A 15116-nucleotide genomic window follows, 5' to 3' on the forward strand; every position below is an offset into this window, starting at 1 on the left:
CCATGGATTTCGGCGACGTGAAAAAGCTGGGCGGCCTGAGCCCGTTCGAACTGAAGGATGCGCTGATCCAGGTCGCACGACAGAGTGACCGCCTCATGCTCAACGCCGGCCGCGGCAACCCGAACTTCCTGGCCACCACCCCGCGCCACGGCTTCTTCCAGTTCGGTCTGTTCGCGATGACCGAGGCCGAGCGCTCGTACATCTACATGGCCGACGTGGGCGGCTTTCCGCAGCGCGAGGGCATCGAGGCGCGCTTCGAGCTCTTCGCCAAGTCGCACGAGGGCGAGCCCGGCGTGCGCTTCATCGAGGCCGCCGTGTCCTACGTGCGCGACCAGCTGGGCCTGTCGGCCGGCGACTTCATCTACGAGATGTGCGAGGCCATCCTGGGCTGCAACTACCCGGTGCCCGACCGCATGCTGCGCCTGACCGAGATCGTCGTGGGCCAGTACATCCACAAGGAAATGATCGGCACCCACCCCTTCGTGGGCAAGTTCGACATGTACGCGGTGGAAGGCGGCACCGCCGCCATGACCTACCTGTTCAACAGCCTGCGCGAGAACCACCTGCTGTCGCCCGGCGACACCATCGCGCTGGGCATGCCGATCTTCACGCCCTACATCGAGATCCCGCACCTGAACGACTACCAGCTCATCGAAGCACTGATCGATGCGCCGCCGGAAAACAACTGGCAGTTCACCAAGAAGGAGCTGCAGAAGCTGCTCGACCCGAAGGTCAAGGCCTTCTTCCTGTGCAACCCGAGCAACCCGCCCTCGGTGAAGATCAGCGACGAGGTGCTGGGCTACATCGCCGACATCGTGAAGCAGCGGCCCGACCTCATCATCCTCACGGACGACGTGTACGGCACCTTCGCCGACAACTTCCTGTCGCTGTTCGCGATCTGCCCGCAGAACACCATCCTGGTGTATTCGTTCTCGAAGTACTTCGGCGCCACCGGCTGGCGCATGGGCGTGGTCGCCACGCACGAGGACAACATCCTCGACCGCAAGATCGCCGCCCTGCCCGAGGCCAAGCGCAAGGAACTCGACGCGCGCTACAGCTCCATCACCACCGAGCCGCGCAAGCTGAAGTTCATCGACCGCCTCGTGGCCGACAGCCGCACCGTGGCGCTGAACCACACAGCCGGCCTCTCCACGCCCGTGCAGGCGCAGATGGTGATGTTCTCGCTGTTCTGCCTCATGGACGAGGGCGAGACCTACAAGAAGTCGATGAAGCACATCGTCTCGCGCCGCAAGGAGGCGCTGTACCGCGAGCTGGGCCTGCCCCTGCCGCCCGACCCGAACTCGGTGAGCTACTACCACCTGCTCGACCTGCAGGACATCGCCACGCAGATGCACGGCGAGCGCTTCGGCAAGTGGATTCTCACCAAGCTGCAGCCGAACGAAGCGCTGTTCCGCATCGCAGCCGAAACCAGCATCGTGCTGCTGCCCGGTCGCGGCTTCGGCGGCAAGCACCCCTCGGGGCGCGTGTCGCTGGCCAACCTCAACGAGTACGACTACGCGAACATCGGGCGCTCGCTGCGCAAGATGGCTTCGGAGTACTTTGCGGTGTTCGAGAAGGAGACCGGCGGGAGCGGCAAGGGTGCCGCCCCCGCCAAGGGCAAGCCGGCGAAGGCCGGGAAGAAGAAGTAGCCCTTCTCCCGGGCTACCTACCGACCTCGCAGGGCGCTCAGCCCGCCCTGCGCGCCGTCAGCCACTGCGACGGCGCCAGGGCCGAGGCCACCACGCGCACCTCGCCGATGTGGCCGAAGAAGCCGTCGGCGCGCGCACCATTCCAGGAGCCGCCGCCCACCACCCATTGCGAGGTGGCCGAGACCGAAGCCAGGCCCTGCGCCGCCGCGGCGTTACGCAACACCGGCGCGCCTTCGACGTACATCGTGGTGTCGTGCGACACCGGGTCATTGACGATCGCGATGTGCACCCAGCGGTCGGCAATGACCTCGCCCGACCAGTTGGTCTTGGCCCGGGGCGTTCCCGCCGGACTCGGCACGACCTCCCATTGCACTTCGCGCAGGCTCGAAATGGCGAACAGCATCGGCGGCGCCTCGGCGTCACCCAGGAAACCGGGCAGTTTCCCGCTGAGGCCGTCGCGCGTCATGATGTTCATCCACTTGTGGTTCTCGCTGGTCCAGGCCTTGTCGATCTTCACGAAGGCTTCGACCGTGTAGCCTTGATCCAGCGTGTGCGCATTGATCGGCGCTGCCGCGTCAGTGAGGAAGTAGCTCATCCGAGGCGGTTCGTTCCTGTTGGTGTTCAGGAAGCGCACCGAGCCCGGCGCGGCAGAGAGGCGGTGGCGGTCGTCCGTCCAGATGATGTCGCCGTCGGCTGCATTGCGGATGACGCTCTGGTTCAGGGCATCGCGGCGCAGCGGGTTCACGCCCGTCACGTCCGCGATCACGGTGCCCGGCAGCACCGGCTGGTTCACCGCACCGCCGACGAAGCGCCAGTGCGCCAACGTGTTCGCGACCTTGGGGTAGTCCTCCGCATCGGCGGCGGGCCGCTGCACGGTGGCTTCGGGGTCCTTGTAGTTGGCCAGGATCAGCGCCTTCGCCTGCTCGACCAACGACTGCTCGACCGTGGCCTCGCCCGCGGCAAAGCCCTTGTTGAAGCCGGCGAAGCGCTGCGCGAAATCCATCTCGATGGTGAAGGCCTCGTTGGGCGTGGTGAGCACGGCCTGGTCGAAGGCGTTCAGCGTGGCGGCGGGCTTTTGCGGCACCCAGGGCGAGAACGACAGCACCTTGATCTGCTTGTTCGTCAGGTCGAACTCGTACAGGCGCATCAGGCCGTTGCCGCCCTGGTAGGCCATCTGGTAGTCGACCACCATCTCCTCGACCTTGTGGCCGAAGTCGTTGGTCTTCGTGAGGTGCGCGGCGCCGTGGTGGTGGCCGTTGAGCGTCATGAAGATCTGGTCGTTGTCGCGGATCAGCTTCTCCCACAGCATCTTGCCGTAGTCGGTTTCCAGCGGGCTGGTGCCGTCGGGCGCGATGTTGAGCAGCTGGTGGTTGACCAGGATCACGGGCAGCGTCGGGTTCTTCGCGATCACCTGCCGCGCCCACGCGATGCCCGCGTCGGACACGCGCCACGACAGCGACAGCACCATGAACTTCTGGCCCTGCGCCTCGAACACGTGGTACTCGTGGAAGCCGCTGGTGTCGCGCGCGCCGAAGGTGGCCTGCTTCTTCGCGCGCTCGGTGCCGAACCACTGCAGGTAGGGCTCGGCGGCCAGGTTGCGGGCGGCATCGGTGCCGTTGACGGGGTCGACGCCGTAGTCGACGTCGTTCAGCACGTCGTGGTTGCCGGCCAGCACGCTGTAGGGCAGCTTCGCGTCTTCGAGCACCTTCATGGCGGCATCGGCCACCTTCCATTGGTCGGGCTTGCCGACCTGGTCGACCACGTCGCCGAGGTGGATGGTGAAGGGAATATGCAGTGCCTTGGCGTTGGCAGCGATCCACTTCGTCTGCGCCGCGAAGGGCGCGCTGCCGAAGCGCTTGTCGTACTGGTCGCTCTCGGCGGCGGTGGCGTAGCGCGCGTAGAACTGGGTGTCGGGCATCACGGCCAGCGCGAAGCTCGAACGCTTGCTCACGACGGGTTCCGGCGCGGGCGGGTTGGGCGCCGGTGCGGGGGCCGGCAGCGGGCCAAAGCCGGCGCTGCCGCCGCCACCACCGCCGCAGGCGGCGATGAGGGCGCTGCTGCCGCCGACGGTGAGCAGGGAGGCGCCGAGCTTGAGCATCTGCCGGCGTGGCGGGACGCGTTCGGTGTCGGGAGCGGAGGGGGAAGAAGAAGACGGGGAAAGCGCAAGCGCGCGTGCGCCGCGCGGATCGACGGAATCGGACATGACAAGAGAAAACGTTGGGAAGCACCCAGCGTAGGTCGCGGCCATGACTCGGTCATGTACGGCCCATGACACTTCGCCCCCGAAGCGCCCTCCCCTGAACCCGGCTCAGGCCTTGGCCACGCGCCCCGACGGCTCGAGCACCACCATCCGCCACGCACACAGCGTCCCCGCCACCGCCAGCAACGCCGCCAGCGCGAACATCGTGCGGTAGCCCAGCTCCTGTGCCACCGCCCCGCCGAGCAGCACGCCCAGCACGCCGCCGAAGCCGTAGCCGATCACCGTGAACAGCGCCTGCCCGCGTCCGCGCAGGTGGCCGGGGAAGCGGCGCGACACCACGGCGATGCAGGCCGTGTGGTGCGCCGCGAAGCTCAGCGCATGCAGCCACTGCGCGATGACCAGCGCCGCGATGAAGCCGCCGAGCCCGGCCGTGAGGCCGAGCCGCGCCACGCCCGCGATGCCGCACACCAGCATCCAGCGCGGCATCGGCAACAGGCCGATGAGCCGGCCCTGCAGGAAGAACCAGACGATCTCGGCCACCACCGACAGCGCCCACAAGAGGCCGATGGTGCTCTTGCCGTAGCCGATCGAATCGAGGTACAGCGAGAAGAACGCGTACACCGAGAAGTGCGACATCACCTGGAAGAACAGCGACGCGAAGAACCAGCGCACGGCGGGAATGCGCAGCACGGGGCCGATGGGCTCCTTCACGGCGTCGTGCGCGGCCGGCGGCTCGCGCAGGTCGGGCAGCTTCATGGTCGCGAGCAACACCACGGCCAGCGTGCCGGCGGCCCAGTACGGAAAGTGCTTCATGCCGAAGCGCTCGAACCACTCGCCCGCGACGAACACGGTGACCAGGAAACCGGCCGAGCCGCACAGGCGGATGCGCCCGTAGCGGCCCCAGTCGCCCGCGACGATCTGCGCCATGGCCGCTTCGGTGAGCGACATCATCGAGCTGGTGTGCGTGAACATCACGAGCAGCACCAGCGCGAGCCACCAGGCGCCGCCGTGCCACCACAGCCCGAAGGAGCTGGCCAGCGCCACCGCGGCGCTGAAGCGCAGCAGCTTCACGCGCTGGCCGGTGTGGTCGCTGAGCGCGCCCCAGGCATAGGGCGCGAAGACGCGCGTGATCGATTGCACCGAGGCCAGCAGGCTGATCGTGAAGATCGGCAGGCCCAGGTCCTTGAGCCACAGCGGCAGGTAAGGGTTGAAGAAACCGATGTGCGCGAAGTAGCTGGCCGACAGGCCAGCGAACGCCAACAGGTGGCCGCGCCCGGCGGCCACAGGTGGCGCGGCAGACACTACAGGAAAGACGACTGCGGCGACGCAGCTTCGCTCTTCTCAGCGGGTGGGTTCACGTCGCCGCACTGCGCGCGGTTGCGCAGCACGTGCTCCATCACCACCAGCGCGAGCATGGCTTCGGCGATGGGCGTGGCGCGGATGCCCACGCAGGGGTCGTGGCGGCCCTTGGTGATGACCTCGACGGGGTTGTTGTTCACATCGATGGACTGGCGCGGGCTGATGATCGAGCTGGTGGGCTTGATCGCGATGCTCACCTCGAGGTCTTGCCCCGAGCTGATGCCGCCCAAAATGCCGCCGGCGTTGTTGCTGAGGAAACCGGTCGGCGTGATCGAGTCGCCATGCGTGGTGCCGCGCTGGGTGACGCTGTCGAAGCCGGCGCCGATTTCCACGGCCTTCACCGCGTTGATGCCCATCATGGCGTAGGCGATCTCGGCGTCGAGCTTGTCGAACAGCGGCTCGCCCAGGCCCACGGGCACGTTGGTGGCGGTGACGCGGATACGCGCGCCGCACGAATCACCGGCCTTGCGCAGGCGGTCCATGTAGTCTTCCAGCGCGCTCACGTCGGCGATGGGGGCGAAGAAGGGGTTGTTGGGGACGTGGTCCCAGCTCTCGAAGGGAATGGCGATCTCGCCGATCTGCGTCATGCAGCCGCGGAACACCATCCCGTATTTTTCGGCCAGCCACTTCTTGGCGACGGCGCCGGCCGCGACCATGGGCGCGGTGAGGCGTGCCGAGGAGCGCCCGCCGCCGCGCGGATCGCGAATGCCGTATTTCTTCCAGTAGGTGAAGTCGGCGTGGCCGGGGCGGAACTGCTGGGCGATCTGCCCGTAGTCCTTGCTGCGCTGGTCGGTGTTCTGGATCAGCAGCGCGATGGGCGTGCCGGTGGTCTTGCCTTCGTACACGCCGGACAGGATCTGCACCGCGTCGGGCTCGTTGCGCTGGGTGACGTGGCGGCTGGTGCCGGGGCGCCGGCGGTCGAGGTCGCCCTGGATGTCGGCCTCGCTGAGGGCCATGCCCGGGGGGCAGCCGTCGATCACGCAGCCGATGGCCGGGCCGTGCGACTCGCCAAAATTGGTGACCGCGAAGAGAGTTCCGAAGGTGTTGCCGCTCATGGCGGGGATTATCCCCACAAAGCGGCAGCCGACTCAGTCGGTGGTGTTTTCCATGCGCTTGGCGAGCGCGCCGAGCTGCAGCTCGATGCTGAACAGCCGCTCGTTCAACACCGCCGTCTGCAGCCGGATCGCCTCGACGATGGCCTTGGTCTGCGGGTCGGAGGTGCTGTCGGACAGTTCCGCCAGGTCATGCAGCTTCTTGCGCAGTTCGTTGCTCATGGGGCCTCCGTTCGGTCGTGGGGTGCGTCGTGGAAGCCCCAGTATGGAGGCTCGTCAACGCTCCGGCAATGCGGCGCCGCCCGGGGGTGCGGCGACCTCTTCCGCATGCGACGCGCCCACGCCGCGCAGCCGCACCGCCACCAGCACGCCGACGAACAGCAGCACCACGGCGCACAGGCCGGCCACCAGCCGCAGGGCGCGCAGCAGCGCGTCGCGCCCTGCGTCGAGCAGTGCGGCGCCCGTGGTACCGGGCAGTTCCCCGGCCAGCGCGACTGCTCCGCCCAGCGTGCTGCGGGCGGCTTCAACCGCCGCGGCACCGGCCAGCCCGGCCAGCCCGGCCGGCACGGCGTCGGCCATGGCCGCCCGGTAGATCGCCGCGCCGACGCTGCCGAGGATGGCGATGCCCAGCGCCCCGCCGAACTCGGAGCTGGTCTCCGAGATGGCCGAGGCCACGCCCGCGCGCTCGGGCGGCGCGCTGCCCACGACCAGGTCGGTGGCCAGCGTGAACACCGGCGCCAGGCCGAGCGAAGAGATGACCGCGCTCGTCACCATCCAGGCCAGCCCGCCCTGCGCGGGCAGCAGCACCAGCATGCCGAAGCCCAGCGCCGCCACGCCCAGCCCGCCGCCCATCACGTAGGCCGGGCACAGGCGCCGCGTGAGCGCGGGCACGATCATCGAGCCGACGATGAAGGCGCCGGCGCCCGGCATGCTCCACAGGCCCGCCGCCAGCGGCGGCAGGCCCAGCACCAGCTGCAGGTACTGCGCGTTGTACAGAAAGAGCCCGAACATCACGAAGCAGGCCAGCATGTAGGCCCCCAGCGAGACGCTGAAGGCCGGCAGCTTGAACAGGCGCAGGTCGATCATCGGGTTGGCCAGCCGCCCCTGCCGGCGCGCGAACAGCCAGCCCAGCAGCGCTCCGGCCGCGATGGCCAGCAGCGACACCGCGTCGGGCCCGTGCTCGGCCACCTGCTTGATGCCGTAGATGGCCGCCAGCACCGCGCCCAGCGAGAGCGCCACGCTGGCCAGGTCGAGCGCGCCCGCGTCGGGGTCGCGGTACTCGGGCAGCAGCCAAGGGCCGAGCGCCAACAGCAGCACCATCACCGGCACGCCGATGAGGAACACCGAGCCCCACGGAAAGAACTGCAGCAGCACGCCGCCCAGCACCGGGCCGATGACCGCGCCGGCCGAGTAGCTGGAGATCCACACGCCGATGGCCACGGTGCGCTGCGCCGGGTCGAGGAACATGTTGCGGATCAGCGAGAGCGTGGACGGCGCCAGCGTCGCCCCCGCCACGCCCAGCAGCGCGCGCGTGGCGATCAGCATGTTGGCGCTGGTCGAGAAGGCCGCGAGCACCGAGGCCACGCCGAACGCCACCGCGCCGATCAGCAGCAGCCGGCGCCGCCCGATGCGGTCGCCCAGCGTGCCCATGGTGACCAGCAGGCCGGCCACGAAGAAGCCGTAGATATCGACGATCCACAGCAGCTGCGAGGCGGTGGGCTTGAGGTCCTCGCTGATCGACGGGATCGCCAGGTTCAGCACCGTGAGGTCCATCGAATAGAGCATGCACGGCAACGCGATGACCGCCAGCCCGGTCCATTCGCGCGCCGTGGCGCGGGCGGGTGCCGCCCGGTCGGGTGCGCCGCTCATGGGCCGGCTCCGCTGTCGCTTGCCGACCGGGCCTTGCGCACCTCGATGCTGCTCAAGCGCGCCGAGGGAATGCCGGCCGCGAGCTGCAGCGCTTCTTCTTCGCTGTCGGCTTCGACGAGGTAGAAGCCGCCCAACTGCTCGCTGGTTTCGGCGAACGGCCCGTCGGTGACCGAGAGCTTGTCGTTGCGCATGCGCACCGTGACCGCCGTGCCGGCCGGCTGCAGCGCCTCGGCCACGACGAGCTTGCCGAGCGCCTGCAGGTGGGCGTCGTAGTCGATGTGTTCGTTGATGTAGTGGTCCATGTCCTGCGCCGAGAAGTGGCTCGTCTGCGCGTCGGTTCCGTAGATCAGGCAAAGGTATCTCATGCGGCATTCCCCTCGGGGTTTTCGATCATTTCCATGACGTCGATGGGACGCACCTCGATGGCGCCATAGCGCGCCATCGGAATTCGGCCCGCCAGCTGGATCGCGGCGTTCAGGTCGCGCGCCTCGACCAGGATGAAGCCGCACAGTTGCTCGCGCGCTTCGGCATAGGGGCCGTCGACGTGCGAGCGCTGGCCCTGGCGCACCTGCACGACCTTGGCGGCGCGCACCGGGCTCAGCGCCTCGGCGGCGATGAAGTGGCCGGCGGCTTCGAGCAGGCGGTCGTAGGCCATCGAGTCGGCATTGAGCGCACGGCGCTCGTCGGGCGGCAGCGCGCGAAGCACCGCTTCGTCGCAGTGAACGAGGCAGAGGTATTTCATGCGGAATCTCCTTGCAGATGTGAGTGGGGACACCACTGGTCGAACGGCGACGGCCGGAATCGACAAGGGCTGTCAAAAATTTTTCGTGTCCGGCAGCGAGGCCAGCTGCCGCTCCAGGAACTGCCGCTCGGGCTGCTGGCGGACCAGCGACAGTGCCTGCAGATAAGCCTCACGCGCGTCGTCGGTGCGGCCCAGGCGCCGACACAGTTCGGCGCGCGCGCCGTGCGCCAGGTGGTACTTCGCCAGCTCGCCGCGCGCGAGCAGCGCGTCGATCAGCGCGAGCCCCGCAGCCGGCCCGTCGCGCATCGCCACGGCCGCCGCGCGGTTGAGTTCGGCCACGGGCGAGGGGTCGAGCCGCAGCAGCACGTCGTACAGGCCGACGATCTGCGGCCAGTCGGTGGCGGCGGCCTCGGCCGCTTCAGCATGCACCGCAGCGATGGCGGCCTGCAAGGTGTACGGACCGAAGCGGCGCGACAGCAGCGCGCGCTCGACCAGCGCCGCGCCCTCCCCGATCTGCCCACGGTGCCACAGGCTGCGGTCCTGCGCGTCGAGCAGCACGAGTTCGCCCTGCGCCGAGGTGCGCGCGGCGCGGCGCGCGTCGTGCAGCAGCATCAGCGCGAGCAGGCCCAGCGCCTCGGGGTCGGGCAGCAGTTCGGCCACCAAGCGCCCGAGCCGGATCGCCTCGGCCGAGAGGTCGGCGCGCGTCACGCTCTGGCCCGACGAGGCTGCGTAGCCTTCGTTGAACACGAGGTACACCACGCGCAGCACCGCGTCGAGCCGTTCGGGCAGCTCGGCCAGGCCCGGCACCTGGTACGGAATGCCCGCATCGCGGATGCGCGCCTTGGCCCGCACGATGCGCTGCGCGATGGTGGGCGCGGGCACGAGAAAGGCGCGCGCGATCTCCTCGGTCGCCAGCCCGCAGACCTCGCGCAGCGTGAGTGCCACCTGGGCGTCGGGCGCGAGCGCGGGGTGGCAGCAGGTGAAGACCAGGCGCAGGCGGTCGTCCTCGAGCGCGTCGGCATCGGGGTCGGCTTCGTGCCAGGCGGGCGCGGGGTCGGCCAGCGTGTCGGTGTGGGCGGTGGCGTCGTCCCACGCGGTGAAGCGCGCCTGCCGGCGGATGCCGTCGATCGATTTGAAGCGCCCCGCCGACACCAGCCAGGCGCGCGGATTGGCCGGCACGCCTTCGCGCGGCCATTGTTCGAGCGCGGCGCGAAAGGCGTCGTGCAAGGCTTCTTCGGCCAGGTCGAAATCGCCCAGCAGGCGCACCAGCGTGGCGAAGATGCGGCGCGACTCGGTGCGGTAGATCGCGTCGAGCGTGTCGGCGATGGCCGTCGGTTGTGCCGTCACCCGGTGTCGCCGGCGAGCAACCAACTCTCGAGCTTGACGAGCGAGCCGGTCCAGCCGTGGTTGTGGCCGTCGCGCGCCGCTTCGTCGAAGAACTGCTGGTGCATGAGCACGAGCTCGCAGCCGCCCGCATCGGGTTCGAGTTGCACGGTGACACGCGACTCGCGCTCGGGCGTGCTGCGCCAGGCCCAGCTGAAGACCAGCTTGCGCTCGGGCACGACCTCGAGGTACGTGCCGCTCACGTCGTGCGTCTCGCCGTCGGCCGCCAACATGGTCACGCGAAAGCGCCCGCCCACGCGCAGGTCGACCTCGGCCAGCGGCACGTCGACGATTTCCTCGGGGCCGAACCAGTGCTTCAGCGCTTGCGGGTCGGTCCACGCGCGCCAGACTTTGGCGGGGCTGACGCGGAAGTGCCGGCGGAGCGTGAGCGAGGGGCGCTCGGTGATGGGGTTGGTGGTGGGGCCGGGGGAAGGTTTCGCCATTCGGTGTCCTCCTGGTGATAGAGAAAGCGCGCCAGTGCATCGAGGCGGCCGGTCCAGAACTTCTCGTAGCGCGAGAGCCACACGGCAGCCTCCTGCATCGGGCCCGCCGACAGCTCGCAGCGCACGACGCGGCCCGCCTTCGTGCGCGAGATGAGGCCGGCGCCTTCGAGCACGCGCAGGTGCTTCATGAAGCCGGTCAGCGACATGCCATGCGGTTCGGCGAGCTCGGTCACGCTGAGGCCGCCCTCGCCCAGCGCTTCGAGCACGCTGCGGCGGGTCGGGTCGGACAGGGCCGCAAACACGGCGTCCAGGGCATCTGAGTGAACCATGCGGTTGAGTATCTGAAGCGGCCCGTGAGCCGTCAAGCAATGGGCCGTGCGCAGGAACGGTTTATGCATGCTGCATCGCAGCATCATCCCCCGCGAAGGAGCGCCCATGCTGGACCGAACCGCCACCCAGTTCTCCCACGTCAAGCCCGGTGACACCGAGTACGTCTCGGGCGGATTGCGAGACTTCTTCCTGTACCGCGACCTCGGCATTGCGGCCGCCACGCACGGCAAGGTGATCGCGCACCTGGTCAAGGCCAACATGGCACCGGAAGCGGGCACCGGCTGGCACCGCCACGAGGCGGACTTCCAGATCGTCATCATGCTCAAGGGCTGGGCCCGCTTCATGTACGAGGACAAGGAGACGCGCGTCGAAGCAGGCGACGTGGTGCACCAGCGCCCCGGCATCCGCCACTTTCTCTTCGACTACTCGCCCGACATGGAGTACCTGGAAATCGTCTCACCGGCCGACTTCAAGAGCATCGACGTCGAGCCCGTGTGCGAGATTCCGCCGCCCACGCCCTGGCCCTGAAACCCACGGCCGGCGCGGCTTCGCGCGCCGATAAACTCCTCGCGTCTCACCAGAAACGACAACAACCGAGGAGAGAGAACTTGCGTATTCATACTGCCCGCCTGACGGCCGGCTTGCTGTTCGCGTGCGCCCTGACGGCCACCAACCTCAGCAACGCCGCATCCCCCACCACCGCTTCCACAGCCTCGACCGCGAGCTCGCTCGAAGCCGAGCAGGAAGCCGCCTTCAAGGCCGCCAAGGCCGTGCAGAAAGCCGGCCCCGCCGACATCACGCTGCGCGACCAGGCCCACCTGAAGCTGCCCGCGGGCTACGTCTGGGTGCCCACACCCGCCGCCGCGCAGCTCATGCGCAGCATGGGCAACCGCACCGACGACACCTTCATCGGCGCCATCTTCCCCGCCGACGACGGCGACTGGATGGCGGTCGTGAAGTTCGTGAAAGAGGGCTACATCAAGGACGACGACGCCAAGGACTGGAACGCCGACGAACTGCTCACGAGCCTGAAGGAAGGCACCGAGGCCGCGAACGAGGAACGCGCCAAGCGCGGCATCCCGGGCATCGAGGTCACGGGCTGGGCGCAGAAGCCGCAGTACGACGCCGCGACGCACCGGCTGGTGTGGTCGGCCCTGTCGAAGAAGAAGGGCAGCGACGGCGGCAACCCCGGCGTCAACTACAACACCTACGCGCTGGGCCGCGAGGGCTACCTGAGCCTGAACCTCATCACCAACGCGAACGACCTCGAGAAGTACAAGCCCGACGCCACCAAGCTGCTCGGCGCGCTGCAGTACGACGACGGCAAGAAGTACGCGGACTTCAATTCGTCCACCGACAAGGTCGCCGCCTACGGCCTGGCCGCGCTGGTGGCCGGCGCGGCCGCGAAGAAGCTGGGCCTGTTCGCGGTCGCCCTCGCCTTCCTGGCCAAGTTCGCGAAGGTCGCCGTGGTGGCGGGCGGTGCCGCGCTGTGGGGCCTCACGAAGCTCTTCAAGAAGAAGAGCTGAGCCTGCAGCAGCCCGCCGCGCTCAGCGGCCCGAGAAGCGCGGCGCACGCTTCTCGGTGAAGGCCTTCACGCCTTCGCGCCCATCCGCGCTGCCCGCGCGTCGGCGCAGCAGGCGGTGTTCCATCTCGAAGTGCTCTTCGATCGGGCGCGCGGTGGCACCGCCGCACAGCGCCTTGATGCCCGCGAACGATGCGGTGGCACCGTTCGCCAGCCGTGTCACCAGCGCTTCGGCAGCCGCCGCCAGCTCGGTGTCCGGGTACAGCGCATCGACCGCGCCCGCCGCCAGGCAGCACGCGCTGTCGATCGGGTCGCTCAGCATCAGCCATTGCTGCGCGCGCACCGGCCCGACGCGCCGCGACAGGAAATACGAACTCCCCGCGTCCGGCGACAGCCCGATGGCCGCGTAGCCCGTGCGCAGCTTCATCGACTCGGTGGCGAGCACGAAGTCGCCGCACAGCGCCAGCCCCACGCCGGCGCCGCCCACCGTGCCGTTCACCGCCACCACCAGCGGCGCCGGGTTCTGGGCCAGCCGCAGCAGTGCGGGATGCAGCCGGTCGAGGATGGCGTCGACCAGTTCGGGCAGCTTGTCGCCCGCCGCCACGAAACTGTCGATGTCGCCGCCCGCGCAGAACACGCGGCCCTCGCCTGTCAGCAGGATGGCGCGCGGTGCCGCTTCGAGCACTTCGTCGATGGCCCGCGCCAGCGCGCGGCTGCTTGCGAGCGACACCGAGTTGGCGCGTTCGGGCCGCTTCAGCACGATGCGGCCGATGCCGTCTTGCACGCCCCAGGCAATGCCTTCTTCGAACTGCATCTCAGATCCCCGTGAGCCCGCCGGTGCACATGAGCGTCTGGCCGCTCACGTAGTCCGACTCGGGCGCACACAGCAGGTACACCGCGCCGGCCGCTTCTTCGGGCGTGCCGCCGCGGCCCAGCGGGATCGACTGTTCCATCATCGCCAGCAGGCCGGGATTGACGCCGACCTTGATCTCGCGCCCCTCGATGTTCGCTGTGGTGGCCTCGGCCGTGCTGGCCGTGAGCCGCGTCTGGATGAAGCCGAAGGCCACGCAGTTCACCGTGACGTTCATGCGGCCCCACTCCTTGGCCAGCGTCTGCGTCATGCCGACGATGCCAGCCTTGGCGGTCGAATAGTTGGCCTGCCCCGCATTGCCGAAGAGCCCGGCCACCGACGAGATGTTGACCACCTTGCGCACCACGCGCCGGCCCGCTTCGCCCTCGGCCTTGGCCAGCGCGCGGATCACGGGCTGCGCGGCGCGCAGGATGCGAAACGGCGCCGTCAGGTGCACGTCGATCATGGCGTACCACTGCTCGTCGGTCATCTTCTGCACCACGCTGTCCCAGGTGTAGCCAGCGTTGTTGACGATGATGTCCAGGCCCTTGAACTCGTTCACCGCCGTGCCCACGAAGCGCTCGGCGAAGTCCGGCGCCGACACGCTGCCGACGCAGGCCACGGCCTGCCCGCCCGCGGCGCGGATGGCCTGCACGGTCTCTTCGGCCGGTTCGGCGTCGAGGTCGTTGACGACGACGCGTGCGCCTTCGCAGGCCAGCTTCAGTGCGATCGCACGGCCGATGCCGCGGCCCGAGCCGGTGATGAGGGCGACCTTGCCTTCGAGTTTGGGTGTCATGTCTCTTCTCTCTTCTTTCATTCGTTCGTTCAAGGGGTCAGCGCAGCGCCACCAGGGCTTCGCCCGCGATGCGCGTCTGGCCGTGTTGGTTGGCGCTGAGCACTTCCACGCGCACGCAGCGTTCGCCGCCCAGCTCCAGCTTCTCGACCACGCGACCGGTGCAGCGCACGGCATGGCCCAGGTGCGTGATGCCCTGGAAGCGCACGTCGAAGCGGCGCAGCTGCGCCTGCGGCACCCACTGCGTGAGCAGCCGGCCGAGCCAGGCCATGCCCAGCATGCCCTGCGCGAACACGTCGGGCATGCCGGCCTTGCGCGCGAAGTCGGTGTCGATGTGGATCGGGTTGTGATCGCCCGAAGCGCCCGCGAAGAGCGCGAGCGTGGTGCGGTTCACCGGCGGGAGTTGCAGCGCGGGAAGTTCGTCGCCGACCTGGACGGTGTCGTAGGTGATGGAGGCCATGGATGCTCGTTTCCTCAATGACGGCAGACGATCACTGTGCGCAGCTCGGCCACGAGTTCGTCGCGCTGGTTGGTGGCGCGCGAGGTCTTCACGACGAATTCGAGTGCGCCGTTCTTCTTGTCGTAGATGTCGCTGATGGTGGAACGCACCGTCACCGTGTCGCCCACGCAGGCGGGGCGGTGGTAGCTGAAGCTCTGCTCGCCGTGCAGCAGCTTCGACAACGGAATCTGCAGGTCGGTGAGCAACTGGTCCGAAGCGCCCGAGTCCAGCTCGGCGGCGAACAGGAAGGTGGGCGGTGCCGGCAGGTCGGGGTAGCCGGCGTCGCGCGCCGCAGCGGCGTCGGTGTAGACCGGGTCGGTCTCGCCGATGGCCTTGGCGAAGAACTGCAGCCGGGTGCGCTCGATGGGCAGCACCGAGGCGGACAGCTCATGGCCGATCCATTTCTTGTCGATCATGGGTGGCCC

At 68.8% G+C, this 15116-nt stretch carries 17 protein-coding genes; 3 read left to right on the top strand and 14 right to left on the bottom strand.

The features are described from left to right. Window positions 1-2 precede the first annotated feature (2 nt). Window positions 3-1649 carry a bifunctional aspartate transaminase/aspartate 4-decarboxylase gene (locus AC1RLW_RS07920; protein ID WP_493192684.1) on the top strand — a complete coding sequence of 549 codons (1647 nt, stop codon included), beginning with the start codon at window positions 3-5 and terminating at the stop codon, window positions 1647-1649. Window positions 1650-1686: 37 nt separating this feature from the next. Here AC1RLW_RS07920 and AC1RLW_RS07925 read toward each other — a convergent pair whose 3' ends face one another. The 10 genes from AC1RLW_RS07925 to AC1RLW_RS07970 form a co-directional block, all read right to left on the bottom strand. Beyond that, on the bottom strand, window positions 1687-3852 hold the full coding sequence (locus tag AC1RLW_RS07925) for a LamG-like jellyroll fold domain-containing protein (RefSeq protein WP_493192685.1): 2166 nt from the start codon (window positions 3850-3852) through the stop codon (window positions 1687-1689). Between the two features lie 105 nt (window positions 3853-3957). Further along, window positions 3958-5151 (bottom strand): MFS transporter, encoded by a 1194-nt coding sequence (locus tag AC1RLW_RS07930; protein ID WP_369647543.1) that lies wholly within the window; start codon window positions 5149-5151, stop codon window positions 3958-3960. Next, the gene (aroC, locus tag AC1RLW_RS07935) at window positions 5151-6263 is read right to left on the bottom strand and encodes a chorismate synthase (RefSeq protein WP_493192686.1); all 1113 of its coding nucleotides are present in this window, start codon (window positions 6261-6263) and stop codon (window positions 5151-5153) included. The genes AC1RLW_RS07930 and aroC overlap by 1 nt, the downstream gene beginning before the upstream one ends. Window positions 6264-6296: 33 nt before the next feature. After that, window positions 6297-6482, bottom strand: coding sequence for a hypothetical protein (locus AC1RLW_RS07940; RefSeq protein ID WP_062475744.1), 186 nt, complete (start codon window positions 6480-6482; stop codon window positions 6297-6299). Window positions 6483-6536: 54 nt separating this feature from the next. Continuing rightward, window positions 6537-8129: an MFS transporter gene (locus tag AC1RLW_RS07945; protein ID WP_493192687.1), complete on the bottom strand. Its 1593-nt coding sequence runs from the start codon at window positions 8127-8129 to the stop codon at window positions 6537-6539. Next, window positions 8126-8494 carry a YciI family protein gene (locus tag AC1RLW_RS07950; RefSeq protein WP_493192688.1) on the bottom strand — a complete coding sequence of 123 codons (369 nt, stop codon included), beginning with the start codon at window positions 8492-8494 and terminating at the stop codon, window positions 8126-8128. Before AC1RLW_RS07950 ends, AC1RLW_RS07945 begins: the two co-directional genes overlap by 4 nt. Beyond that, on the bottom strand, window positions 8491-8871 hold the full coding sequence (locus AC1RLW_RS07955) for a YciI family protein (RefSeq protein ID WP_139703818.1): 381 nt from the start codon (window positions 8869-8871) through the stop codon (window positions 8491-8493). The genes AC1RLW_RS07950 and AC1RLW_RS07955 overlap by 4 nt, the downstream gene beginning before the upstream one ends. 72 nt (window positions 8872-8943) lie before the next feature. Continuing rightward, on the bottom strand, window positions 8944-10218 hold the full coding sequence (locus AC1RLW_RS07960) for an RNA polymerase sigma factor (protein ID WP_493192689.1): 1275 nt from the start codon (window positions 10216-10218) through the stop codon (window positions 8944-8946). Continuing rightward, a complete protein-coding gene (locus AC1RLW_RS07965; RefSeq protein WP_493193066.1) occupies window positions 10215-10661 on the bottom strand; it encodes an SRPBCC family protein in 447 nt (148 codons plus the stop codon). Before AC1RLW_RS07965 ends, AC1RLW_RS07960 begins: the two co-directional genes overlap by 4 nt. Next, window positions 10571-11026: an ArsR/SmtB family transcription factor gene (locus AC1RLW_RS07970; RefSeq protein ID WP_493192690.1), complete on the bottom strand. Its 456-nt coding sequence runs from the start codon at window positions 11024-11026 to the stop codon at window positions 10571-10573. The genes AC1RLW_RS07965 and AC1RLW_RS07970 overlap by 91 nt, the downstream gene beginning before the upstream one ends. Before the next feature lie 106 nt (window positions 11027-11132). Here AC1RLW_RS07970 and AC1RLW_RS07975 point away from each other — a divergent pair, with 106 nt between their 5' ends. Together AC1RLW_RS07975 and AC1RLW_RS07980 are read left to right on the top strand one after the other, a co-directional pair. Next, window positions 11133-11555, top strand: a complete 423-nt coding sequence (locus AC1RLW_RS07975) for a cupin domain-containing protein (protein WP_062475795.1) — start codon at window positions 11133-11135, stop codon at window positions 11553-11555. A gap of 80 nt (window positions 11556-11635) precedes the next feature. After that, entirely contained in the window at window positions 11636-12553 is a 918-nt protein-coding gene (locus AC1RLW_RS07980) for a DUF2167 domain-containing protein (RefSeq protein WP_493192691.1), read from the top strand. Window positions 12554-12574: 21 nt separating this feature from the next. Here AC1RLW_RS07980 and AC1RLW_RS07985 read toward each other — a convergent pair whose 3' ends face one another. The 4 genes from AC1RLW_RS07985 to AC1RLW_RS08000 are packed head-to-tail and all read right to left on the bottom strand — an operon-like array spanning window position 12575 to window position 15107. Further along, window positions 12575-13363, bottom strand: a complete 789-nt coding sequence (locus AC1RLW_RS07985; RefSeq protein ID WP_493192692.1) for an enoyl-CoA hydratase/isomerase family protein — start codon at window positions 13361-13363, stop codon at window positions 12575-12577. A gap of 1 nt (window position 13364) precedes the next feature. After that, window positions 13365-14195 carry an SDR family NAD(P)-dependent oxidoreductase gene (locus AC1RLW_RS07990; RefSeq protein WP_493192693.1) on the bottom strand — a complete coding sequence of 277 codons (831 nt, stop codon included), beginning with the start codon at window positions 14193-14195 and terminating at the stop codon, window positions 13365-13367. A 37-nt stretch (window positions 14196-14232) separates the two neighbouring features. Then, entirely contained in the window at window positions 14233-14652 is a 420-nt protein-coding gene (locus AC1RLW_RS07995) for a MaoC family dehydratase (protein ID WP_493192694.1), read from the bottom strand. 14 nt (window positions 14653-14666) lie between these two features. After that, entirely contained in the window at window positions 14667-15107 is a 441-nt protein-coding gene (locus tag AC1RLW_RS08000; protein ID WP_493192695.1) for a MaoC family dehydratase N-terminal domain-containing protein, read from the bottom strand. Window positions 15108-15116: the final 9 nt, after the last annotated feature.

This window comes from Variovorax sp. GW822-FHT04A09, from assembly GCF_058801005.1.

Bases quoted from the DNA above. Each gene is read 5' to 3' on its own strand.
- AC1RLW_RS07950 (WP_493192688.1), bottom strand. From the start codon at position 8,494: ATGAGATACCTTTGCCTGATCTACGGAACCGACGCGCAGACGAGCCAC.
- AC1RLW_RS08000 (WP_493192695.1), bottom strand. From the start codon at position 15,107: ATGATCGACAAGAAATGGATCGGCCATGAGCTGTCCGCCTCGGTGCTG.
- AC1RLW_RS07995 (WP_493192694.1), bottom strand. From the start codon at position 14,652: ATGGCCTCCATCACCTACGACACCGTCCAGGTCGGCGACGAACTTCCC.
- AC1RLW_RS07920 (WP_493192684.1), top strand. From the start codon at position 3: ATGGATTTCGGCGACGTGAAAAAGCTGGGCGGCCTGAGCCCGTTCGAA.
- AC1RLW_RS07975 (WP_062475795.1), top strand. From the start codon at position 11,133: ATGCTGGACCGAACCGCCACCCAGTTCTCCCACGTCAAGCCCGGTGAC.
- AC1RLW_RS07940 (WP_062475744.1), bottom strand. From the start codon at position 6,482: ATGAGCAACGAACTGCGCAAGAAGCTGCATGACCTGGCGGAACTGTCC.
- AC1RLW_RS07925 (WP_493192685.1), bottom strand. From the start codon at position 3,852: ATGTCCGATTCCGTCGATCCGCGCGGCGCACGCGCGCTTGCGCTTTCC.
- AC1RLW_RS07970 (WP_493192690.1), bottom strand. From the start codon at position 11,026: ATGGTTCACTCAGATGCCCTGGACGCCGTGTTTGCGGCCCTGTCCGAC.
- AC1RLW_RS07990 (WP_493192693.1), bottom strand. From the start codon at position 14,195: ATGACACCCAAACTCGAAGGCAAGGTCGCCCTCATCACCGGCTCGGGC.
- AC1RLW_RS07955 (WP_139703818.1), bottom strand. From the start codon at position 8,871: ATGAAATACCTCTGCCTCGTTCACTGCGACGAAGCGGTGCTTCGCGCG.
- AC1RLW_RS07985 (WP_493192692.1), bottom strand. From the start codon at position 13,363: ATGCAGTTCGAAGAAGGCATTGCCTGGGGCGTGCAAGACGGCATCGGC.
- AC1RLW_RS07945 (WP_493192687.1), bottom strand. From the start codon at position 8,129: ATGAGCGGCGCACCCGACCGGGCGGCACCCGCCCGCGCCACGGCGCGC.
- aroC (WP_493192686.1), bottom strand. From the start codon at position 6,263: ATGAGCGGCAACACCTTCGGAACTCTCTTCGCGGTCACCAATTTTGGC.